Here is a 23,323-nt window from a genome sequence, read left to right as displayed (position 1 = left end):
GCAAAAACGATCAAAAAACAATCAAAATTAACCGTTTCTCATTTTTTGCACAGTTTCAAAAGTTTTCACTTTAGTTACGTGCATCCTAATTTTTAATTAAACTAAACAACAATTTAATAAAATTTTAAATTTACCGCTAAAACAACACTTCTTAACGCTCACCAAACAACCACACCGATTAAAAACAGAACAAAAAGTATTTTTTATCTGAGATATATGAATGTCAGGTTAGTTCCACATTTTCAATTGATCCTTTAAAGTCACGCCGCACTAAAAATACAACACCCAATAAAAGTGCCTCTAAATACATAAAGGATGCATTTATGATCAAGACCAAGTTGAGTATCGCTATCGCAGCATTCAGCACCCTGGCTACCGCCGGTGTTTCCGCTCAGGAAACCGTGCCTGGCCCGACCGTTGAAGAAGTGATCGTTACCGGTTCCCGTATTGCACGTGATCCTCTTTCTACTACTGGCCCCATCACTATTGTTGATTCCCAGGCTATCCAGCGCTCCGGCGTTGGCACCATCGACGAGCTGCTGAACCAGCTGCCGTCCATGGGTACCACCGGCATCAACGCCAACGACAACAACGGCGGCGCCGGCCTTTCTTTTGTCGACCTTCGCAACCTGGGTTCTGCTCGTACTCTGGTACTGGTAAACGGCCGTCGCTTTGTATCTTCCGCGTCCGGCGTTAGCTCCGCGGTTGATATGAACAACATTCCGGTAGACATGATCGACCGTATTGAAGTCCTCACCGATGGCGCTTCTGCGGTTTACGGCTCTGACGCTGTAGCCGGTGTAATCAACGTGGTCATGAAAGATTCTTTCGATGGCGTACGTATTAACGCCCGTGCCGGTTCCACCACTGAAGGTGGCGGAGAAAACGGCGAAATCTCTTTCACCTTCGGCAACGAAGGCGAGCGCGGCAGCTTCGTAGCTAACATCAGCCACAGCCAGCGCGACGAAATCGCCTACAACGATCGCGATTGGGCTGGCCTGGCCAGCTCCATGTCCCCCAATGGCAACATCCTGACTAACTACGGGAATTTCGCCATCGGAGAAGACGGTGTAACCCTGGGTGCATACAGCACCTACGATATCGGCCAGCACATGTGGCTGTCCGGTGCCATGGAGCGTACTGCTGTTACTGCTTCCGGCACATACTCCATCACCGATAGCGTAGAAGCCTTCGGGGAAGCGAGCTACACCTCCAAAACTACCAACCAGCAGCTGGCCGCTCAGCCGATGTACGCGGGTAACGGCTTCAATCTGGATCCGGAACAGCACCTGCCTGCTGAGATTCAATCTCAACTGCAAGACGCTTGGCAAGAAGCCTATGACGCATGGGTAGCCAACGGCTCCAACATGGAAGACGAAGAGTTCCCGTTCCCGGGTAACAGCTGGCAAGACGGGTACTCCGACTTGCGTATCCGCCCAGTTGCCGGTGGCACCCGCGATTCAGAGCAACAAACCGACACCTACCGTATTCTCGGTGGCTTGCGCGGTGACCTGATCAATGGCTGGAGCTGGGACACCTTCGTAAGCTACGGCAAAAACGAAGGCAAGAACGTTACTGCCAACTCGTATAACAAAACCAAGCTGGAAGAAATTTTCAGTGGTGCAGCTGGCCTGGACTATGAATTCGCCGGTGGCATGAGCCCGGAAATCATCCAGTACTTCAGCTACGACGATCGCGAAAGCAATGAATACGAGCTGCTCAATATCGGCGCCACCCTGTCCGGTGACCTCGAAGCCGTTCAATTCCAAGGCGGTGCGCTGGGCTTCGCTACCGGTGTTGAATACCGTGAAGAGTCCGGTGAGTTCAACCCTTCAGCGGAAACCCAAAGCGGTGAAACCTTCGGTAACCAGCAAGATGCTACCGGCGGTGAATACGACGTCGCAGAAGTATTTGCGGAATTCAACCTGCCGATTCTGGCAGGCGTGAAAGGCGCGGAAGAACTGACCGCGGACTTGGCCGTGCGCTACTCTGACTTCAGCACCTTTGGTGGCGAAAGCACTGGTAAATTCGGCATGGTCTACGCACCGATCGAAGACCTGCGTTTCCGCACCAGCCTGTCCACTTCGTTCCGTGCCCCGGGCATCTACGAGCTGTTCAGCGGTTCCGCCCAGAGCTACGAAACCCTGACCGATCCTTGCAGCACCGGTACCAGCAACCCTTCAGGTAAAGGTACCTACTGTGACATGGTAAGCCCCGGCTTCGAGCAAGCAGGCAACCAGATTCCGACCAACATCGGTGGTAATCAGGAACTGAAACCGGAAGAAGCAGAAACCTTCACCTTTGGTGTAGTCTGGACTCCGAGCTTCGTCGACGACCTGTCCATCACTCTGGACTACTACGACATCCAGATTGACAACGCGATTACCTCTCCGGACCTGCAGCGCATCCTGGATGACTGCTTCCGCGACGGTATTGCAACCGCCTGTTCTTTCGTAACACGCGGTGCGGGCGATCAGATCGTACGCCTCGAAGGTGCGAAGATGAACATCGGTCAGATCGACACTCGCGGTGTAGATATCGACATCACCCAGAACTTCCACTTCGACACTGGCCGTCTGGCTCTGCGCGCTCAAGCGACTCGCATGCTCGAGTACACCGAGTACAACGAACAGACCGATACCGAATCCGACTACCTGGGAGAAGTCGGTATCACCAGTGAGATGTATGTTGATTGGCGCGGCCTGGCCAGCGCTATGTGGTACGGCAACGAGTGGGAAGCGGGTGTTGAAGCCCAGTACTTTGACGGCGGCATCAGCTCCTCTCCGTACCTGGTCGACGTCGACAGCAAAACCTACCTGAACCTGCGTGCAGGCTGGGACGTAAATGACACCCTCCGCCTGTCTGCTGGCCTGGACAACGTAACCAATGAGGAGCCGCAAGACACCTCTGGCTACGGTGACTGGAACAGCTTCTACGACTTCCAGGGCCGTTACTTCTGGGCTGGTGCTTCTTACCAGTTCTAAGTTGCTGACTTGACGTTGAGTCAACTAAAAGGGGATGCCAATGGCATCCCCTTTTTTTGTCCACCTATCACGCCCCAAAAAGTTTGGCACTCAGGACACCTTGGAAATGAAACTCCATTGTTCGAACACTGAAGCTCAAAACACTGCCTAACATAGGCTTGAACTTACAATTACACCTCTCAAATTATTTATCACATCCAGCATACCGGCAGTTGAAATTTTACTGCTGAGCTCCCCTATGCTGTGAAAACCGTATATTAAAAATTAGATGTAACCCCGCCTTCCCATTATTAAATGCCCACACACTTCCACAACCAACTATTAAATTCGTGACACACCATACACTTCCAACAAAAAAACAACAAATGTCACTATAGTCATTTAGGGAAACAAAATAATACATATACTAGAAATCACACGATTTAACGTGGAGATATAAGCCTATCGAGCACTAGAAAGGACTACGTAGAGTCTGAATAACTCTCAAAAAAAACATATAAAAATCAATTGGCATATAGAAGAAACAGATCACAAAAATTTGATCGTGCTTTATCTAATGCCGACTTCAGGAAATAAAAATGAATAAAATTTTTTCCACATCTTTAGCAATTGCTGGATTATCATTTTCGGCGACCGCATTTTCTGCTAGCTGCGCAGATATAAATTATGTCTCAGGAAGCTACCCAGAGGGGACTGATTACCCACTGAAAGGTGTAGCCACCGCCTACAATCATGATGCTGATTGGAATTACAGTGGAGAAACAGCAGATTTTGCAACTTCCGCAGGTTACCTAGGCAGTGATGAATATAACTATCAAGATTTTAAGTGGCGAGCCAAAACAGCAGTTACTTTCCCTTTTCGAGGCCCTAATTGGGTAACCGTATTTGACCCAGTTACTGAGCTGACCCACTGTAACAACGTGTTTGTACAAGAAAAACCAAAAGCAACTAATCCTACATTAAATGTTACGTCAAATGGCGAATCAGCATACGTATCCTTGAATTACGAAATTGACTCTTATTCTAAAGCGGCTCGGAACAACGACGGAGTAATCACCACCTTCTACTGGGAACACAATGGAAGTGGCATTCAAAATGCGGCGGGCACAGTCTATAGAACTGCGTTAACAGGCAGCGCTTCACGCTACATCGATTTTCCATCAACTACTGGAACTTACAGCTTTTCCGCATCAGTATCTGACGGTACTTATAAGACCACGTTATTCCTAGGGAATTATGTGGTGCAAGGCGGGGGGACGAAACCGCCATGCCCCACATGTGAGGTCCCTTAAGATCACTCAAAATTTCTTACCAAATTTAATCGTAACGTATTTCCGTCAAGTAGAAATAGGCATAAGAGAAATAACTCTCTCTTTGTCTTTCTAACTACTCAAAGATACGTTGATTAAGATTGTAGATTCGTTGTTGTATCTATACAGCGTCTACAACTTCCAGGGCCGTTACTTCTGGGCTGGTGCTTCTTACCAGTTCTAAGTGATCGACTTTGCGTTGCTGATTTTCAGTCAACACAAAAAGGGGATGCCAATGGCATCCCCTTTTTTTTGTTGCTTACGTTTTATGGATGGCTTTTCAGGTAATTCAATTTACGGCTGTAAGCCTGTTTGGTACCGGGACTATCCGCTAACGAAAACGCTTCCATAAAATAGGTTTTGGAATCGTCAAATTCTCCCAAGCGGTAACTGGTGAGCCCCAACAAGAAATAAAATCGGTGGTCGCCCTCGTACTGCCAGATAGCCCGCTTTAGCTGCCGTTTGGCATCCTTGAAATTCCCGTGTTCATACGCATTGCGCGCCTGGTAATAGAGGTAATAAGGGTTGCGCTCGCGATGGTAGCGCGCCCGCTCCGCGTAATAGTCCGCTTGCGCGGTTTTCTGCTGCTTTCGATACAGGCGCTCCAGATTACTCATGGCAATGGTGTGGCTACTCTTCAGTTGTAGCGCCTGTAGATAACTCTGCTCCGCCGCGGCGAACCGCTCATTGCGGCTGTAAAAAGCCCCCAGGTTGGCCCACAAGTCACTATCACCTGGCCTCAGGGCCAGGGCCTTGCGCAGGTATCGAAAGGCCTGCGGCATCTCGCCCTGCTGCATCCACTCCAGGCCGCGATTGCTGTAGTACTGGGCAAAGGCCTCGGTATCCGTCAGCTTGCGCTGGTCATAGACCGGGTCATACGCGGCCAGATTAAAGTCCACCACCCGGCGACCGCGGGGGCTTTCCGAAACCATATTGATATGGCGGTAGACCACAAACGTCTGGGATTCTTCATGCCCCCACACCGGCGGCACCTCCACCTGGTTGAAGTAGGCCTCAGCGCCCAGCTCCCGCGCCATGGCCACCATCATCACGGTGAAGGCCATACAGTTACCCTGTTGCTGGCGATAGGTTTCGGTGGCGGTCAGTGTCTTATCGGGCTGGTACTCGACGCTGAATTCGCGATGCTCAAAGCCCCGCAACAGGGCCGCCAGGCGCTGTTGCGGACTGGCTTGTGGTGCGACATCGGCGAGATACTGGCGCATGGCCGGTGCAAGACCGAGGATGTCGTCTTCCGGTAGCTCGGCGGTATCGATGGGCGCATCAAATAATGCCGTTCCGCTCAATAACCAGCTGAAATCTATCTCGGTCTCGGGTTGTGGTGGCGCACTGGCACAACCCAATAGACCGGCCAGCAACAACCCCAGCAGGGTCCGTTTTAATCCCGCCAACCCTGTGGATGACCAATTTACTGCTACCGGTTCAAGCTTTTCCGGGGTTTTCATCGTTATTTTCCCCATTTCGTGTTCTGAATCCCTGATTTTCCACGATTCCTGTCGCGAAGGAATCCTTTTTGCAGGTTCATTTCCTGTTTCACCTGTAACCATTCGCCTGTTTGTGAGACCACTGTTACACTCAAGTCGATTTAACTATTAAAGCTATAACAACTGGAAACGCTGATATGTCGTCAAATACGCATCAGAATAGTGCCGGCTTTTTCGGCCACCCCAAGGGGCTCTCTACCCTCTTCTTTACCGAAATGTGGGAGCGCATGAGTTACTACGGCATGCGGGCCCTGCTGGTCCTGTTCATGACCGCCAGTCTCCAGGAAGAAGGCCTCGGCTTTACCGTAGCAGCCGCCGCTGCGATTTACGGTCTCTACACCGGCGCCGTCTACTTCCTTGGCCTCCCCGGTGGCTGGATTGCTGACCGCCTCCTCGGCGGCCAGAAGACAGTCTGGTACGGCGGCATCATCATCATGCTCGGCCATATCGTCCTGGCCATTCCCAATGACAGCACCTTCTTTGTCGGCCTGATGCTGGTTGCTTCCGGTACCGGCCTGCTGAAACCCAACATCAGTGCCCTGGTTGGGCACCTCTACGCGCCCGAAGATGTACGCCGAGACAGCGGTTATGCCATCTATTACATGGGTATCAACCTGGGATCCTTCATTGGTTACTTTGTCTGCGGCTTCTTTGGTGAAAGCATTGGCTGGCACTGGGGCTTTGGCGCCGCAGCGGTGGGTATGGCGATCGGCCTGATCCAGTACCGCCTGACCATTGCCAATCTGGGCGATGCCAGCCTCAAACCAGAAAACCCCCTGTCTGAGCGCGGCGCCAAGCGCGCATGGCAGCTGATCGGTGCCGCTATCACCGTTGCCGCGGTGATAGCCGCCCTGGCTCTGACTGGCCAGATCACCATCAACCCGGTGGTCATTGCCCAGTATGTGGCTGTCGTATTCTCCCTGACATTCTTTGCCTATTACGGCTTCATCTACTTCGCCGGCAACCTCACCACTGCCGAGAAGAAGCGTATGTGGGCACTGTTTCTGGTGTGTCTGGCCTCGGCCTGTTTCTGGTCTGGTTTCGAACAGGCGGGCTCCTCCCTGAACCTGTTCGGCCGCGACTACACCGACCGCCTTGTCGGTGCATTTGAAATGCCGGCTTCCTGGTTCCAGAGCGCCAATGCCCTGTTCATCATCCTGCTGTCGCCGTTCTTTGCAGCCCTGTGGATCAACCTGGGCAAGCGCATGATCACCCCGTCCTACAGCGTGAAATGCGCGATTGGCCTGATCATCATGGCGTCCGGCTTTATCGTGATGTTCTTTGCGGCCCAGTACGCAGCGCAGGGCCTCAAGGTAGCGCCTTACTGGCTGATCACCACTTACTTCCTGCACACGGTTGGTGAGCTGTGCCTGAGCCCGGTTGCCCTGAGTGCGGTGAGCAAGCTGTCTCCGCGCCGCTTTGCCGGCCAGATGATGGGCGTGTTTGTACTCACTTACTCCATCGGCAACATTATCTCTGGCCTGCTGGCGGGTAACTTCGACCCGGAGAATATCCAGGAGCTGCCGAACCTGTACCTGCAGATCGCACTGTTCAGCATCGGTATCGGTATCATCCTCGCGCTGATCGGCCTGAAATCCAAAGGCTGGGAAGGCATGCAGGAATCCGGCGAAGAGGAAGCCAAAGAAGGAAAAGCGGTTACCGCCTGATCTTCAACTTCCTAACCAAAAAAAGGCCGCTGTGGTTTTCCACAGCGGCCTTTTTATTTCCGGCAAGGATCAACCGAACGCAACGCCATAATTGAGCCAGATAAAGCGGGCCCCGATGACGAGCAAAAGCCCGGCAAAACAGTTCTTCAGTAACTGTGGCGACAGCTTGTGGGCGATGTGCGCTCCTACGCGGGCAAATACCGTACTGGTCAGAACTATGCCGAAAAACGCCGGCCAGTAAATGTAACCGCTACTCCACTCCGGCAGCAGACTGTTGTGCCAACCCTGTACTGCAAAGCTCAAGGCCCCGGCAATCGCAATCGGCAGCCCACAAGCGGCGGAGGTTGCCACAGCGCGCTGCATGATCACATGACAGCGGGACAGGAAGGGGACGGTAAGTGAGCCCCCACCAATGCCGAAGATTGCCGACGCCCAGCCAATAAAGGCACCCACAGCCGATAAACCTACCTTTCCCGGCAGGCGGCTGCCATCGGTTGGCAACTGCGCCTTGCGCAACCCATCCAGCCACATCTTGATCCCGATGCCCACCGCAAACACACCAATCAGTAATTGCAGCCAGGGGCCGGAAAGCCAGTCGGCAGTCATCCCCCCCAGCCAAGACCCGATTAAAATACCCGGCGCCATGGTAGCCACAATGTTCCAGTCCACCGCACGTTTGCCATGATGGGCCCTGACCGAACTGATGGAGGTGACGATAATGGTGGCCAGGGAGGTACCGACCGCCATATGGGTGAGAATTTCCGGGGCTATACCCTGGGCGGTGAACACCAGCACCAATGCAGGCACTATGATCAGCCCGCCGCCAACACCAAAAAGGCCGGCGATGGTGCCCGCACCGATTCCCACCAGCAGATAAATCAGTAGTACTTCCATTATTTTTCCGTTTTCTGGGCTATTTCGTTCAAAAGAGTCTTTCTTTCAAAAGTGCCAATTTACAGGCAAAAAAAACGGTGGCCTATAGCCACCGTTTTCTCAATGCCCTGCAAGCAGGTCATTCCCGGAGGGATTACTCCTCGCCGGTCGCCTCATCAGCTTCTGCCGCTGCGTCCGCATTGGCTTCCTTGATGGACAGCTTGATACGGCCGCGCTGGTCTACGTCCAGCACCTTCACTTTGACCATCTGGCCTTCGCTCAGGTAATCGGATACCGCATTGACACGCTCTTCCGCGATCTGGGAGATGTGTACCAGGCCGTCTTTACCCGGCAGGAAGTTTACGAATGCGCCGAAGTCGACGATACGTACAACCTTGCCTTCGTAGATAGCGCCGATCTCGGCTTCCGCAGTGATTTCCTCGATACGGGTAACTGCCGCTTCCAGGCTCTCACCGTCTTCACCGAACACCTTGATGCTGCCGTCGTCTTCGATGTCGATGGAAGCACCAGTTTCTTCGGTGATGGAGCGGATGGTAGCACCACCTTTACCGATCACGTCGCGGATCTTGTCCGGGTGGATCTTCAGGGTCGCGTAGCGCGGTGCATTCTCATTCACCACGGTACGGGATTCACCGATCACCTTGTTCATTTCTGCCAGGATGTGCAGACGCGCGTGCAGAGCCTGCTCCAGGGCAGTCTCCATGATCTCTTCGGTGATACCTTCGATCTTGATGTCCATCTGCAGCGCGGTCACACCAGAAGCGGTACCGGCTACTTTGAAGTCCATATCGCCCAGGTGGTCTTCGTCACCCAGGATATCGGTCAGAACCGCGAAGCCGTCGTCTTCTTTCACCAGGCCCATGGCAATACCGGCAACCGGTGCTTTCAGCGGTACACCCGCATCCATCAGCGCCAGGCTGGAACCACATACGGACGCCATGGAGCTGGAACCGTTGGATTCAGTGATCTCGGAAACCACACGCAGGGTGTAGGGGAAAGATTCCGGGTTCGGCAGTACCGCAGCGATACCGCGACGGGCCAGACGGCCGTGGCCGATTTCACGACGACCGGTAGCGCCTACACGACCCGCTTCACCTACAGAGTAGGGAGGGAAGTTGTAGTGCAGCATGAAGTAGTCTTTGCGCTCACCTTCCAGGGCGTCGATGATCTGCGCATCGCGGGTAGCGCCCAGAGTGGCAACGACCAGTGCCTGGGTTTCACCACGGGTGAACAGTGCGGAGCCGTGGCCTTTCGGCAGTACGCCAACTTCCACGTTGATCGGGCGTACGGTCTTGGTGTCGCGACCGTCGATGCGCGGCTCGCCGCGAACCACGGAACCGCGTACGGTTTTCTTCTCGAGCTTGCCGAAGTAGCTTTTTACCAGGCCGGCATCCACTTCTTCGGTGGCCAGAGCTTCAGCGGCTTCGTTGCGCAGCTCCGCCAGGCGGGTGGTGCGCTGCTGCTTGTCGGTGATTTTGTAAGCTTCGGCCACTTTCTCGCCGAACTGGGCTTCCAGAGCGGATTTCAGCTCTTCGTTCACCGCTTCCGGCTGCCAATCCCAGGTGGGCTTGCCCGCTTCTGCTTTCAGCTCTTCACAGACTTTAACAACCGCCTGCATTTCCTGGTGAGCAAACAGTACTGCGCCCAGCATGATGTCTTCCGGCAGCTCTGCAGCTTCGGATTCCACCATCAGGACCGCGTCCTTGGTGCCCGCTACAACCATGTCCAGCTCGGACTCTTTCAGGGCTGCGTAGCCCGGGTTCAGCAGGTAGCCGTCTTTTTCGGTGTAACCCACGCGCGCCGCGCCAATCGGGCCACCGAAAGGGATGCCGGATACGGACAGTGCCGCAGAGGTACCGATCATGCCGGCGATATCCGGATCCACGTCTTTTTCCGCAGACAGTACGGTGATCATCACCTGTACTTCATTCATGAAGCCATTCGGGAACAGCGGGCGGATCGGACGGTCGATCAGGCGGGAAGTCAGGGTTTCTTTCTCTGACGGGCGGCCTTCACGCTTGAAGAAGCCACCGGGAATCTTGCCGGCCGCATAGGCCTTCTCTTGATAGTGTACAGACAGCGGGAAGAAGCCCTGATCTGGCTTGGCTTCTTTGGCGCCGACTACGGTACACAGCACAACGGTCTCACCCATGGTGACCAGCGCTGCGCCGGTTGCCTGACGTGCGATACGGCCGGTCTCGATGGTGACCTTCTGATTTCCGTACTGGAATGTTTTGGTTACTGGATTCACTAGACTCTTTCCTGTTTCCTTACGGCTGCTGGCCCATTCCAACAGCCCCTACAGTTGTCCGCCTGCCTTCAAGAAAACAAATAAGAGGCAGACGAATGCACCGGACGCTCTTTATTGGCCCGGCATTCCCGTGGCAAATATAGCCGCCCCGGAAAATTCGAATTCTAAAAAGAAGAATGCCCGCCATAAGGCGGGCATTCCCAGGGTCTTAGCGACGCAGGCCGAGCTTGGCGATCAGCTGAGCGTAACGGTTCAGATCCTTGCGCTTCAGGTAGTCCAGCAGCTTACGACGCTGGTTTACCATGCGGATCAGACCACGACGGGAGTGGTGGTCTTGCTTGTGAGAAGCAAAGTGACCCTGAAGCTTGTTGATGTTGGCAGTCAGCAGGGCTACCTGGACTTCCGGAGAACCGGTGTCGCCTTCAGCTTGGCCGTGCTCTTTCAGGATGGCTGCTTTTTCGATTGCAGACAGTGCCATAACGAATTACCTCGTTCGTAACATGCTTTAAAGATTCGGCTGGCCCGTGCATGTTTACAGACCAGCTAGTCATTGCATTACCTGGAATCCCCTGCGAGCAGGTTCCTACAGGTTATTTTACCAACCGACGGGGTGCGACCCGTCCGTCATCAGTAATCTCACCAACGCCTAGAAATTCACCACTTTCCAGGAAGAGGCGCACCATATCACCTTCATCGCCCAAGCGATAGACCTGTAGATCCATCACCGGCTGCCCCTGTCGCAGATAGTAACCCGTGTCGTCCGCAAGGATCATTTTGGGCAGTCCTGAGGCGGGAGAATCCGCCGGCAGCAGGTGGTGATCCAGCACTTCTGCGCGATCCTCCCCCCGCTCCGCGGTCAATTCATCCAGGGTGACCGAGTCGTCTTCATGGTAGGGGCCGGCAGCAATACGGTGCAGCTTCTCCACGAAAGCACCGACGCCCAGCGCCTTGCCCAGATCTTCCGCCAGGCTGCGCACATAGGTGCCCTTGGAGCAGTGCACTTCCACTACCGCACGCGGCAGCTTATCCGGGGAATCGGAGCCCGGGGTGAAGTCCACCAGCTCGTAGGAATAGATTTCCACCTCGCGGGCTTCCCGCTCCACCTCAATGCCCTGGCGCGCCAGTTTGTACAACGGCTGCCCGTTGTGCTTGAGGGCCGAGTACATGGACGGGACCTGGCTGATGGTGCCGCGAAAAGCGCCCATGGCGTCCCGTACCTGCTGCTCGGTGAGGCCGGACGCATCGCTGGTGGCAACGACATTGCCATCGGCATCGCCAGTCTCGGTGGTCATGCCAAAGCAAAAGGTGCTGCGGTAGCGCTTGTCCGCATCCAGCAGATACTGGGAAAACTTGGTTGCCTCACCAAAACATACCGGCAACACACCAGTTGCCAGCGGGTCCAGGGCGCCGGTGTGCCCCGCGCGGTTGGCGAAGAACAGGCGTTTGGCTCTTTGCAGGGCATCGTTGGCAGAAATTCCGGCAGGCTTGTTCAGCAACAAGACACCGTCGATCTGCCGTCCCCATTTTGGTCTGCGGCCCATCAGTCGTTCTGTTCGCTGCTATCGTCTGTGTCGTCGTCAGACTTCTGCTGGTCAGACTTAACCGCCTTGTCGATCAGCGCCGAGAGGTGCTGGCCGCGTACAGAGGTTTCATCGTAGCGGAACTGCAAACGAGGAATGGTACGGATCTGAATCTCTTTGGCGAGCTGGCTGCGCAGGAAGCCGGCGGCCTTGTTCAGCGCTTCCATTGAGATATCAATTTTGCTTCGATCGTCTTCGCCAACCAGGGTAACAAACACCTTGGCTGTGGTGAGGTCGCGACTGACTTCAACGTCGTTGACATTGACCATGCCAACCCGGGGGTCACGCACTTCGTGTTGAATCAGGCGGGCCAGCTCGCGGCGCATGGCATCGGCGACGCGGTCGGCGCGGTGGAATTCTTTGGCCATTTTTTACCTATTCAGAATGGCAAATTCGCCTGAGCGCAAGCTCCTACGAAAGCTCCGTAGAAACCTGCCCTCAGGCGAAAGAGAACATTAGAGTTCGCGGGCTACCTTAACGATGTCAAAGACTTCGATCTGATCGCCAGGCTTGACGTCATTGTAGTCTTTCACCCCGATACCACACTCCATGCCGTTGCGAACGTCCTGTACGTCATCTTTGAAGCGACGCAGGGATTCCAGTTCGCCCTGGTAAATCACCACGTTGTCACGCAGTACACGGATGGGCTTGTTGCGGTACACGGTACCCTCGGTAACCATACAGCCGGCGATAGCACCGAACTTGGGCGAACGGAATACGTCGCGCACTTCGGCGATACCGACGATTTCTTCGCGTACTTCCGGATCCAGCATGCCAGACAGGGCCTGCTTCACTTCGTCCAGCAGGTTGTAGATCACGCTGTAGTAACGGATCTCGACGCTCTCGGTTTCCGCCAGCTTGCGTGCAGCAACATCCGCACGGGTGTTGAAGCCGATAACGATGGCACCGGAGGTCAGGGCCAGGTTGATGTCGTTTTCGGCAATACCGCCGACACCGCTGGAAACCACATTGACGGAAACTTCTTCGTTACCGATATCCGCCAGTGCAGACAGGATCGCCTCGAGAGAACCGCGCACGTCGGCCTTGACCACAATCGGCAGTACTTTCTTCTCGCCGGCTTCCATGTTCGCAAACATGTTTTCCAGTTTGGCCGCCTGCTGGCGCTGCATGCGCTCGGTACGCTCTTTAGTCGCGCGCTGCTCGGCCACTTCACGGGCTTTACGCTCGTCAGCGACCACCAGGAACTCATCACCCGCATTCGGGGTAGAGTCGAGGCCCAGCAGTTCCACCGGGGTGGACGGACCCGCATCTTTTACGGATTTACCCAGCTCGTTGGTCATGGCGCGTACGCGACCGTAGCTCTGGCCCGCCAGCACGATGTCGCCGCGCTTCAGCTCGCCGTTTTGTACCAGCAGAGTAGCAACAACACCGCGACCTTTTTCCAGGCGCGCTTCGATCACAACACCGCTGGCCGGCACGCCGATCTTCGCTTTCAGCTCCAGCATTTCAGACTGCAGGGAAACCGCTTCCAGCAGCTCGTCGATGCCCTGGCCAGTGTGCGCAGATACCTCAATGAACTGAGTGTCGCCACCCCAGTCTTCCGGGATAACGTCTTTGGCTGCCAGTTCGTTCTTCACACGATCCGGATCCGCCGCTTCCTTGTCGCACTTGTTGATGGCGACAACCAGCGGTACACCCGCGGCCTTGGAGTGGGCAATGGCTTCTTCGGTCTGCGGCATAACGCCGTCATCCGCAGCTACAACCAGAATAACCACGTCGGTAGCCTGGGCACCGCGCGCACGCATGGCGGTAAACGCGGCGTGTCCCGGGGTATCCAGGAAGGCAATTTCGCCCTGGCTGGTTTTCACCCGGTAGGCACCAATGTGCTGGGTAATACCACCGGCCTCACCGGAAGCAACCTTGGTTTTACGAATGTAATCCAGCAGCGAGGTTTTACCGTGGTCAACGTGACCCATTACGGTCACAACCGGTGCACGGGAAACTTCTTCACCTTCCACGCTCTGGGACTGGGCAACCAGCTTTTCTTCCATTTCGTTTTCAGAGCGCAGTACCACGGTGTGGCCCAGCTCTTCTACCAGCAGGGTCGCGGTATCGCGATCCAGGCTCTGGTTGATGGTGACCATTTCACCCATTTTCATCAGGCGCTTGATCAGCTCACCGGCCTTGATATTTAACTGTTTGGCGAGATCACCCACGGTGATGGTTTCGCCCAGTTGCACTTCGTACACTTGCTTTCCTGTCGGCCGTTTAAAGCCGTGCGTATTCTTGACTTTCAGCGTCGGGCGCGACAGAGAGCGCGTGCTGCGCTTCTCATCTTCGTCGCTCTCGAAAACTTCCAGCGCGGCATCATACAGAGAGGTCTTGCTGGACTTTTTCGGGCCAGACTTGCCGCGACGGCTGCGACGCTTGCGAGGTTCGTCGTCATCGCGGTCTTCGGTAGCCGCTTCATGTTTACGACGCAGGGCGGGCTTGGCAGCATCGCCATCCGCAGACGCGGCAGGCTTCTGTTGCTTGGCTTTTTCAGCGCGCTCCTTCTGCTCCTGCTCAAGGCGATTGCGTTCGGCTTCTACACGGGCCTTCTTCTCTTCCAGCTCGGCAGCTTCGCGCTCGTCTTCTTTCTTGCGGCGCTCCATGGCAGCAATACGCATGGCTTCGATATCGTCCACGTAAGTGGAGCGAACCGGCGCTGGCGCGGGCTTGGGCTTGGCTTCAGGGGCAGCTTTCGGTGCGGGCTTTTCTTCCGCTTTTTCAGTAGCGGCTTCGGCCTTGGCTTCCGCTTGCTCGGCCGCTTTGGCTTCCGCCTCGGCCTTCGCTTTGGCTTCGGCCTCCTGCTTGGCCTTGGCTTCCTCTTCCGCCTTGGCTTTTGCTTCGGCTTCTGCCGCTTCTTTCTCTAGACGGGCGCGCTCTGCCGCGGCCTGCTCTGCCGCGGCCAGCTCTTCCTCAGCCTTCTGCAGTGCGGAGGTATCCAGTTCTGGCTCTGCCTGCTCAGCTTCGTCGGCGCGTTTAACGTAGGTGCGCTTCTTACGCACTTCCACATTCACGGTCTTGCGGCCGGTGCCAGAGCCGGTCTTCAGCGTGGTGGTAGTTTTGCGCTTGAGGGTAATTTTCTTCGGTGCAGCACTCTGCTCCCCGTGACTACTTTTCAGGAAGTTGAGCAGGACCTGCTTTTCTTCCGCAGATACGGACGCATCTGCTGAAGTGTGGGGCAAACCCGCTTCCCGCATCTGCTTGAGCAGACGCTCCTCGGTGGCACCAACCGATTTGGCGAGTTCGCTAACTGTTACTTCGGCCATTCTCTCTCCTAAAAAGTCTCTTAGTAGCGGAGCAGTATCAATTCATTGTACTGCTCCACCCTTGGCCTGCTTGGCAGGCAATTCGGGGCGCGCGCTTTGCAGCTGCGCGCAGGGCCGGGCTTGCACCCGGCACGGGGCATTAAGCTTATTGATCACTGTCGTCGGCGAACCAGGGTTCGCGAGCTTTCATGATCAGCGCGGCGGCGCGCTCCTCGTCCATGCCTTCAATATCCAGCAGGTCATCCACGGCCTGCTCGGCCAGATCTTCCATGGAGGCTACGCCACGGCTGGCGAGCTGGAACGCCAACTGGCGATCCATACCTTCCATATTCAGCAGATCTTCCTGCGGCTCAGAGGCATCCAGCTGCTCTTCCGAGGCCAGCGCCTGGGTCAGCAGTGCATCCTTGGCGCGCGCACGCAGTTCTTCGGCGATATCTTCATCGAAACCATCGATGGCCAGCATCTCTTCGATGGGCACATAGGCCACTTCTTCAAGGGTGGTGAAGCCTTCATCGACCAGTACACCGGCGACGTCTTCGTCGATGTCCAGGCGCTCCATGAAGGTTTCCATGATGCTGCCGGATTCCGCTTCCTGTTTGTTCTGCCAGTCTTCAATGCTCATCACATTGATCTGCCACTCGGTCAGCTCTGACGCCAGGCGTACGTTCTGGCCGCTGCGGCCGATGGCCATGGCCAGATTCTCTTCCGCAACCGCGACATCCATAGAGCCGGCATCTTCGTCCACCACGATGGACTCGATTTCCGCTGGCGCCATGGCATTGATCACGAACTGGGCGGGATTGTCGTCCCACAGCACGATATCCACACGCTCACCGGAGAGCTCGTTGGAAACGGCCTGAACCCGAGCGCCGCGCATACCCACACAAGCGCCTACCGGATCGATACGGCCATCGTTGGTGTTTACGGCGATCTTGGCGCGCAGGCCCGGATCGCGGGCAGCGCCGCGGATTTCAATCACCTGCTCGGCGATTTCCGGCACTTCAATACGGAACAGCTCGATCAGCATCTCCGGGCAGGAGCGGCTCAACATCAGCTGCGGGCCGCGAGCTTCCGGCTGGATTTCCAGCAGGATGGCACGCACACGGTCACCGAGGCGGAAAATTTCGCGACCAACCAACTGGTCGCGGGGCAGACGCGCTTCGGCGTTGTTGCCCAGATCGACAGCGACAAAGTCGCGGGTTACTTTCTTGACGGTACCGCTCACCAGTTCGCCAACGCGATCGCGATACTCGTCGACAATCTTGGCGCGCTCGGCTTCACGCACCTTCTGCACGATCACCTGCTTGGCGGTCTGCGCAGCGATGCGACCAAACTCGACGTTTTCCACCTGCTCGCGATAAACATCACCGGCTTTCAGCTCAGTGTCTTTTTCGTGGGCTTCTTCCAGAGTGAACTGGGTGCCCAGCTCGGCGAGCGTCTCGTCGTCGACCACTTCCCAGCTGCGGAAAGTTTCATAGTCACCGGTACGGCGATCAATGATCACCTGAATGGTGGAGTCTTCGTCGTAGCGCTTCTTGGTGGCCGTTGCGAGGGCCGCCTCAATTGCCTGGAAAATAATATCCCGGTCAACGCCTTTCTCGTTGGAAACCGCTTCGGCTACCAGCAAGATTTCTTTGTTCATGCAGCTGCCTCTTCAAAACGCTACGTGCTGTAATCCAATGCTCAAGTGAAGCCCTATCTGGCTGCCTCACTCATTACGTCTGCATTGCCCTTAACTATTTAACAAAAGAAACATCTAAAACATTTACCGGAATCAAACTCGCAATTTCCAAGCTGATTCCAGTGCGAACCGCTTATTTTTTTCCGCTTTCAAACTGCGGAATGATGTTCGCCTTTTCAATACTGTCGATCGGCAGCAGATACTCATTTTCGCTGTCGATACGCAAAACAACTTCATCGCCTTCAACGCCAGCCAGCAGACCACGCCACTTGCGCTGGCCGTCCAGCGGCATGCGCAAACGGAGTTCCACCTGGGCGCCAATAAAGCGCTGGTATTGCTCAAGCTTGTACAGTGGTCGATCCATCCCCGGGGAGGACACCTCCAGGGTGTACTTACTGGTGATGGGATCTTCCACATCCAGCACTGCGCTGACCTGGCGACTGACCTTCTCGCAGTCTTCCACGGCGATTCCGCGCTCTGCGTCGATGTAAATACGCAGCAGGGCGTTGCGACCGTGGGTCTGGTAATCAATCCCCCACAGCTCGCAATCCAGTGATTCAACCACTGGTGCCAGAAGCTCTTCTAAAAGTTCGCGCTTGCTTGCCATATCACCACTTTGCCTCGAGGGCGTGTCAGCTGTATTGCGATCTGCCGACGCAGAGTACAAAAACAAAAAATGGGCAGCGGAGCTAGCCCACGGTCCGAATGAGAAACCGCGGCGCCGACTCCCGGCCCATTCGGATGGCAACCCCGGAGACCGGTTTGCCGCAGATACGAAAAAGCCCCTAACAGGGGCTTTTACTGCGCAAAAGCACCCTGAAGTACTTTTGCAAAATTTGGTAGCGGGGGCAGGATTTGAACCTACGACCTTCGGGTTATGAGCCCGACGAGCTACCAGGCTGCTCCACCCCGCAACAACATCCAAGGGGTTTTAACAACCACTTTCACTTCATCAAAGTATAAGTGGAAATTTGGTAGCGGGGGCAGGATTTGAACCTACGACCTTCGGGTTATGAGCCCGACGAGCTACCAGGCTGCTCCACCCCGCACCAACAACCCTAGAAACCGAACCTGGTAAGACTTTCGATTTCTTGCGGTGGGTTGCCCCAACCGCTCAGAGGCTGCGCATTCTAGGGGCGAGCCCCGGGCGAGTCAAGCCGCTTGTGGCATTAATTTTCACACCGGCTATTTCCGGGGCGGGAACGCCTAAACCCCCTCAGCAAAGCCCACCTTTGCTTCAGATCCCACATTATAAGAAGAAACAACGCCGCTTCGTGGTGCCCATTTGCGCCATTTGAAGAGCGCAGCAGCTCCATTCGCCAACCTCCCGGCTCAGACACCCGCGCACGCAGACATATAAAGGAAGTCTCCTGCTTTTCAGCCACCGATTGAAATTGATATTAATTCTCATTTTATTTAGTATCGCCAACCAAATTGCGGTATGAATTTAATGCCGCCAGTGGCCCGGCAAACGGGCCTCTCTGCCAGCAGTAAATGCAGAAAAACGACGAAGACGATTCAAGGAGCTTCCCCCATGTTCAAGCTGAAAAAAACTTCCCTGGCTCTGGCGATTGCCGCCTGCAGCACCGCCTACGCCATCCCGGGTGCCCTCGCCCAGGAAGCCAAAAGCGATAACCAGCGTATCCATGAAGAAGTCGTCGTTACTGCCAGCCGTACCGAGAAGCCCCTGAGTGCCATTCCCAATACGGTCACCCTGATCGGCAAGGAAGAACTGAACCAGCAGATGGCCGCGACCAGCGACCTGTCCACCATCCTCGGCAACCTGATCCCAAGCTTCTCGCCCAGCCGCCAGAAGATGACCAGCTCCGGTGAGAGCCTGCGCGGCCGCAAGCCGCTGTACCTGATTGACGGTGTGCCCCAGTCCAACCCCCTGCGAGACGGCGGACGCGACGGTCACACCATCGACCCGCTGATGCTGGAGCGTGTGGAAGTGATCCACGGCGCCAACGCCATCCACGGCATGGGTGCCTCCGGCGGTATCATCAACCTGATTACCCGCACCCCCAGCAGTGATGAATTCCAGCAAAGCTTCCGGGTTGAGTCCTCGCTCCAGCCCAGCGAGCTGAGCGACACCCTGGGTTACAACGGCAGCTACAGCCTGTCTGGCAAGGTAGACGCGGTCGATGTGCTGGCCAGTGTCAGCTACCGCAACACCGGTATCGGCTATGACGCCAACGGCGATATTGTCGGCTTCGACAATACCCAGGGCGACACCATGGACAGCGATACCATCAACGCGTTCATCAAGACCGGCTACAGCTGGGACGACCAGCGAGTGCAACTGACCGTCAACCACTTCCTGGTAGAAGGCAACAATAACTGGCTGAGCGTGAATGGCGATATCAGCGAGGGTATCCCGACCACAGCCATCGAGGCCGACGTACCGGGTAAATCTCCCTCCAACGAAGTCACCACGATCAACCTGCAGTACAGCAAGGAAGACTTTCTCGGCCAGAAACTGCGCGCGCAGGTGTTCTCACAGGATTTCGCCGGCACTTACGGCGGTACCCCCAGCGGCACTTTCCAGGATCCGGCGTATGGCGAAGTGGTTTTCGACCAGTCCCAGAACAACTCGGAAAAGCGCGGCCTGAAACTGACCCTGATCAAGGACGATATTGCCGGCGCGCCGGTGAGCCTGGCCTACGGTGTGGACCTGCTGCAGGACGAAACCTGGCAGCAGCTGATCCTGACCGGTCGCGCCTGGGTTCCGCCTACCCAATACAATAACATCGCGCCTTACGCGCAAGCCGAATTCAGCGGTATCGAGAAGATGACCATCACCGCCGGTGTGCGCCACGAGATCTCCGAGCTGCAGGTCGACGACTTCACCACCCTGTATTCCTATAACGGCGGTCAGTTCGTCAAGGGCGGCAATCCGGAGTTCAGCGAGACCCTGGGCAACATCGGTGCAACCTATGTGATCACCGATGGCCTGCGGATTTATGCCAATTACTCCGAAGGCTTTTCCATGCCGGATGTGGGCCGGGTACTGCGCGGTATCAATCAGCCGGACCAGGATGTGGAAAGCTTCCTCGATATGCAGCCGATCCTGACCGAGAACCAGGAGCTGGGCCTGGACTTCACCAGCGGGCAATTCGGCCTGCAGGCGGCTTACTATTCTTCTGACTCGGACTTTGGCCAGCGTCTGGCGCTAGGCAGCGATGGCATCTACAGCGTAAGCCGTGAAAAAACCGACATCGATGGTTTGGAGCTGCGCGGCCAGTGGTTCGCCAGCGACACCGACACCCTCGAAGCCCGCTATGCCTACACCAAAGGCCGCTATGACTCCAACGATGATGGCAAGGTGGACACCGACCTGGACGGCCGCAATATCGCCCCCAACCGTTTCAACCTGAGCTGGGCACGCAGCTGGAGCGACACCTTCAGCACCCGTCTGCAAGCCAACTGGTTGCTGGACCGGGACTTCGAAAATGCCGCGGGTGAAGTCACCAAAGAATTTGACGGCTACACCATTATTGATGCCAGCGCGCAACTTCAGGCACTGGGCGGTGAATTCGCGTTGGGTTTGCAGAACCTGACCAACGAAGACTACTTCACTTACTACTCCCAGACCGCGGGTAATGACATCCGCAATTTCAAAGGTCTTGGACGCAGTGTGAACCTGTCTTACTCCAAGGTGTTCTGATCAAGCACCATTATGCGTAAAGCGTTTTTTATCCTGCACAAGTACGCCGGCCTGACCCTGGGCCTGCTGCTTTCCGTGATCGGACTCACCGGCAGCCTGCTGGTGTTCGATCACGTGCTGGATGAACAGCTGGCACCACAGACCGTCACTTTCAAACCCAGTGAGCGGCCCGCCAGCTACGCCGAAATTCTTGCCTCCGCCCAGGCAGCGGTTCCCGGCAACCCCGCGCCCACGCGCCTGATGACCCAGCGTCAGGCCGGCAGCCCGCATGTGGTGCGATTTCCGAAACCGGAAGGCGCGCCCGGCCCCCTCGAAGTTAGTGTCTCCCCCACCGACGGCGAGGTACTGGCCGTACGCGGTTGGGGCACCCCCGAATACACCATGACTTGGCTTTACCGCCTCCACTACACCCTGCTTGCCGGTAAAAGCGGCAAAACGGTGGTGGGCTTTATGGGGCTGTTGCTGATGGTGTTCTGTATCAGCGGAATCGTGCTCTGGTGGCCGAAAAAAAGTCGGAGAAAACAGAACGGAAACAAGCGCTGGGCACGCGCATTCACCATCTCCCGCAGCGGCAACCGCTTCCGGTTTTACTTTGATGTGCACAAGGTGTTCGGCATTTACTTTCTGCCTCTGCTGCTGATGATCAGTTTTTCCGGCGTGGCCCTGGTATTCCCCTCTCAGGTGGAGACTGTGGTGGGCAGCCTGTTCGAGGTTGGCCCCCGTCCGGCACTCCCTCCATCGCGTACCGACGCGGGAACGCCGATCAGTCCGGATGAAGCCGTCGCCATTGCCGCGTCGGCTTTTCCCGATGGCGAACTCAAACGCATTTATCTGCCCCGGGACAACAGCGACAGCTACGGGCTCACCTTCCGCGCCGCCGACGAGGCCTGGAGCAACTACGGCGCCAGTATTGCCCGTGTCGATCAGTACAGCGGTGAACTGCTGATGACGCAGAATGTCACCGAGATTCCCCTGGGCAATAAAATCCTGCGCTGGCAGTTTCCTCTGCATAACGGCGATGCCCTCGGCCTTCTAGGCCGCTGGCTGGTGCTGCTGGCGGGGTTCGCGCCGGCACTGCTGTTTGGCACAGGTCTCTACCTCTGGTGGCAAAAGCGCAGGTTAAAACGCGCTGCCAGCCGTAAAGTTTCCGGTAACGCACAGGAAAAAGCCCAGGCCGTTGCATCTGCCGCCAATATTCCCGCCGAGAGCTGATTTTCACCGACAACTTCGGATCGTGATCACACCCCCACCCTCCTCCCTTCTCTACAATCTGAGCAGTTCCTAACGATTCCGAGACGCCGCGCCCAAGTCGTATGCTGCTGCCACCGCACAATCTGGCGCGAAAATTGAATTCAGGGAAACTGGTTCCTCGGGAAATACGCGCCCCGAGCGCCAATTGCAAATACACAGCACCGGAAAGGAAACCCAAGTGAAAGCTGTCGGCCTGTATCAGTACCTGCCCATCGACCACGAAGAATCCCTCGTAGACCTGAATATCGACCGCCCTGAACCCGGCCCGCGGGATTTGCTGGTTGCGGTAAAAGCCATCGCGGTGAATCCCGTGGACACCAAAGTCCGCGCTCCCAAGGCGGACGCGGTCACCGAGGCCACCCCCAAGATCCTCGGTTGGGATGCCGCGGGCGAGGTGATTTCTGTGGGCACTGAGGTCACCGGGTTCAAGCCAGGGGATCAGGTGTTCTACGCCGGCGATATCACCCGCCCCGGTTGCAATAGCGAATTCCAGCTCATCGATGAACGGATCGTGGGAAAGATGCCGCGCACCCAGGACTACGCCGCCGCAGCCGCCCTCCCCCTCACCAGTCTTACCGCCTGGGAGGCGCTGTTCGATCGCCTGGGCATCTCCCCGGCGGGTAGCGATGCCGGCAAGTCAATTCTGATCATCGGTGGTGCCGGGGGCGTTGGCTCTATCGCGATCCAGCTGGCGCGTACCTTGGCAAAGCTTAACGTCATCGCCACCGCGTCGCGCACCAAGTCCAGCATCTGGGTGAAACAGATGGGGGCATCGCACATTGTGAACCACCGTAACCCGGTGGATGAGGAACTGAAGGATATCGGCATCCCGGAAGTGGATTACATCCTGTGCCTGAACAATACCGACCAGCACTTCCCTGCCATGGCCAACGCCATCAAACCCCAGGGGAAAATCTGCACCATCGTCGAGAACAGCGCGCCTTTGCCGGTTGAACTGCTGAAAGCCAAGAGCGCGACTTTTGTGTGGGAATTCATGTTCACCCGCGCCATGTTCCAGACCGAGGATATGAGTGAGCAGGGGGCGATCCTGAACCGGATCGCGAAATTGATCGATAACGAAGAGCTGGTCACCACCGTTGGCGAAACCATCGAGCCAATCGACGCCACCAATCTGCGCCTGGCCCACCGCCAGCTGGAAACCGGAAAAACCATTGGCAAGATTGTGCTGGCTGGCTGGGGCTGAAACAAAGAACTAAAACCTGACGGGCGCCGCCAGACGCCCGCGCAGTAGCTTTTCAGT

Annotated in this window: 15 protein-coding genes and 2 tRNA genes; 6 read left to right on the top strand and 11 right to left on the bottom strand. The window is 56.0% G+C overall.

What is annotated here, in order from left to right; genetic code table 11:
* Nucleotides 1-323: 323 nt before the first annotated feature.
* Both GRX76_RS07170 and GRX76_RS07165 read left to right on the top strand, forming a co-directional pair.
* Nucleotides 324-2,984, top strand: a complete 2,661-nt coding sequence (locus GRX76_RS07170) for a TonB-dependent siderophore receptor (RefSeq protein WP_160152679.1) — start codon at nt 324-326, stop codon at nt 2,982-2,984.
* 578 nt (nt 2,985-3,562) lie between these two features.
* Complete coding sequence (locus GRX76_RS07165; protein ID WP_160152678.1) at nt 3,563-4,276, top strand: hypothetical protein; 714 nt, start codon at nt 3,563-3,565, stop codon at nt 4,274-4,276.
* Between the two features lie 284 nt (nt 4,277-4,560).
* Here GRX76_RS07165 and GRX76_RS07160 read toward each other — a convergent pair whose 3' ends face one another.
* Complete coding sequence (locus GRX76_RS07160) at nt 4,561-5,757, bottom strand: tetratricopeptide repeat protein (protein ID WP_160152677.1); 1,197 nt, start codon at nt 5,755-5,757, stop codon at nt 4,561-4,563.
* A gap of 176 nt (nt 5,758-5,933) precedes the next feature.
* Here GRX76_RS07160 and GRX76_RS07155 point away from each other — a divergent pair, with 176 nt between their 5' ends.
* On the top strand, nt 5,934-7,463 hold the full coding sequence (locus GRX76_RS07155; RefSeq protein ID WP_160152676.1) for a peptide MFS transporter: 1,530 nt from the start codon (nt 5,934-5,936) through the stop codon (nt 7,461-7,463).
* 69 nt (nt 7,464-7,532) lie between these two features.
* Here GRX76_RS07155 and GRX76_RS07150 read toward each other — a convergent pair whose 3' ends face one another.
* From GRX76_RS07150 to GRX76_RS07105, 10 genes are all read right to left on the bottom strand, one after another.
* Nucleotides 7,533-8,357, bottom strand: a complete 825-nt coding sequence (locus tag GRX76_RS07150) for a sulfite exporter TauE/SafE family protein (RefSeq protein ID WP_160152675.1) — start codon at nt 8,355-8,357, stop codon at nt 7,533-7,535.
* 133 nt (nt 8,358-8,490) lie between these two features.
* Nucleotides 8,491-10,608 (bottom strand): polyribonucleotide nucleotidyltransferase, encoded by a 2,118-nt coding sequence (pnp, locus tag GRX76_RS07145; protein WP_160152674.1) that lies wholly within the window; start codon nt 10,606-10,608, stop codon nt 8,491-8,493.
* 208 nt (nt 10,609-10,816) lie between these two features.
* Nucleotides 10,817-11,086, bottom strand: a complete 270-nt coding sequence (gene rpsO, locus GRX76_RS07140) for a 30S ribosomal protein S15 (protein WP_160152673.1) — start codon at nt 11,084-11,086, stop codon at nt 10,817-10,819.
* Between the two features lie 112 nt (nt 11,087-11,198).
* Nucleotides 11,199-12,149, bottom strand: a complete 951-nt coding sequence (gene truB, locus GRX76_RS07135; protein ID WP_160152672.1) for a tRNA pseudouridine(55) synthase TruB — start codon at nt 12,147-12,149, stop codon at nt 11,199-11,201.
* Nucleotides 12,149-12,556, bottom strand: a complete 408-nt coding sequence (gene rbfA / locus GRX76_RS07130) for a 30S ribosome-binding factor RbfA (RefSeq protein WP_160152671.1) — start codon at nt 12,554-12,556, stop codon at nt 12,149-12,151. Before rbfA ends, truB begins: the two co-directional genes overlap by 1 nt.
* 87 nt (nt 12,557-12,643) lie before the next feature.
* Nucleotides 12,644-15,463: a translation initiation factor IF-2 gene (gene infB / locus GRX76_RS07125; protein ID WP_160152670.1), complete on the bottom strand. Its 2,820-nt coding sequence runs from the start codon at nt 15,461-15,463 to the stop codon at nt 12,644-12,646.
* 145 nt (nt 15,464-15,608) lie between these two features.
* Nucleotides 15,609-17,105: a transcription termination factor NusA gene (gene nusA, locus GRX76_RS07120; protein ID WP_160152669.1), complete on the bottom strand. Its 1,497-nt coding sequence runs from the start codon at nt 17,103-17,105 to the stop codon at nt 15,609-15,611.
* Between the two features lie 172 nt (nt 17,106-17,277).
* Entirely contained in the window at nt 17,278-17,751 is a 474-nt protein-coding gene (rimP, locus tag GRX76_RS07115) for a ribosome maturation factor RimP (RefSeq protein ID WP_160152668.1), read from the bottom strand.
* A gap of 230 nt (nt 17,752-17,981) precedes the next feature.
* A tRNA-Met gene (locus tag GRX76_RS07110) sits at nt 17,982-18,058 on the bottom strand.
* Between the two features lie 58 nt (nt 18,059-18,116).
* A tRNA-Met gene (locus GRX76_RS07105) sits at nt 18,117-18,193 on the bottom strand.
* A gap of 485 nt (nt 18,194-18,678) precedes the next feature.
* Between GRX76_RS07105 and GRX76_RS07100 the strand changes: the two genes are divergently transcribed.
* The 3 genes from GRX76_RS07100 to GRX76_RS07090 all read left to right on the top strand — a co-directional run bounded on the left by GRX76_RS07100 (nt 18,679) and on the right by GRX76_RS07090 (nt 23,266).
* The gene (locus tag GRX76_RS07100; RefSeq protein ID WP_160152667.1) at nt 18,679-20,811 is read left to right on the top strand and encodes a TonB-dependent receptor; all 2,133 of its coding nucleotides are present in this window, start codon (nt 18,679-18,681) and stop codon (nt 20,809-20,811) included.
* A 12-nt stretch (nt 20,812-20,823) separates the two neighbouring features.
* Complete coding sequence (locus tag GRX76_RS07095; RefSeq protein WP_160152666.1) at nt 20,824-22,023, top strand: PepSY domain-containing protein; 1,200 nt, start codon at nt 20,824-20,826, stop codon at nt 22,021-22,023.
* Between the two features lie 217 nt (nt 22,024-22,240).
* Nucleotides 22,241-23,266 (top strand): zinc-binding alcohol dehydrogenase family protein, encoded by a 1,026-nt coding sequence (locus GRX76_RS07090; protein WP_160152665.1) that lies wholly within the window; start codon nt 22,241-22,243, stop codon nt 23,264-23,266.
* Nucleotides 23,267-23,323 lie beyond the last annotated feature (57 nt).

Origin of the sequence: Microbulbifer sp. ALW1, from assembly GCF_009903625.1 — a bacterium.
In the GTDB taxonomy this organism is placed as follows: Bacteria; Pseudomonadota; Gammaproteobacteria; order Pseudomonadales; family Cellvibrionaceae; genus Microbulbifer.
Note: the sequence above shows the minus strand (reverse complement) of the source record. Positions and strands in the feature narration are given on the sequence as shown.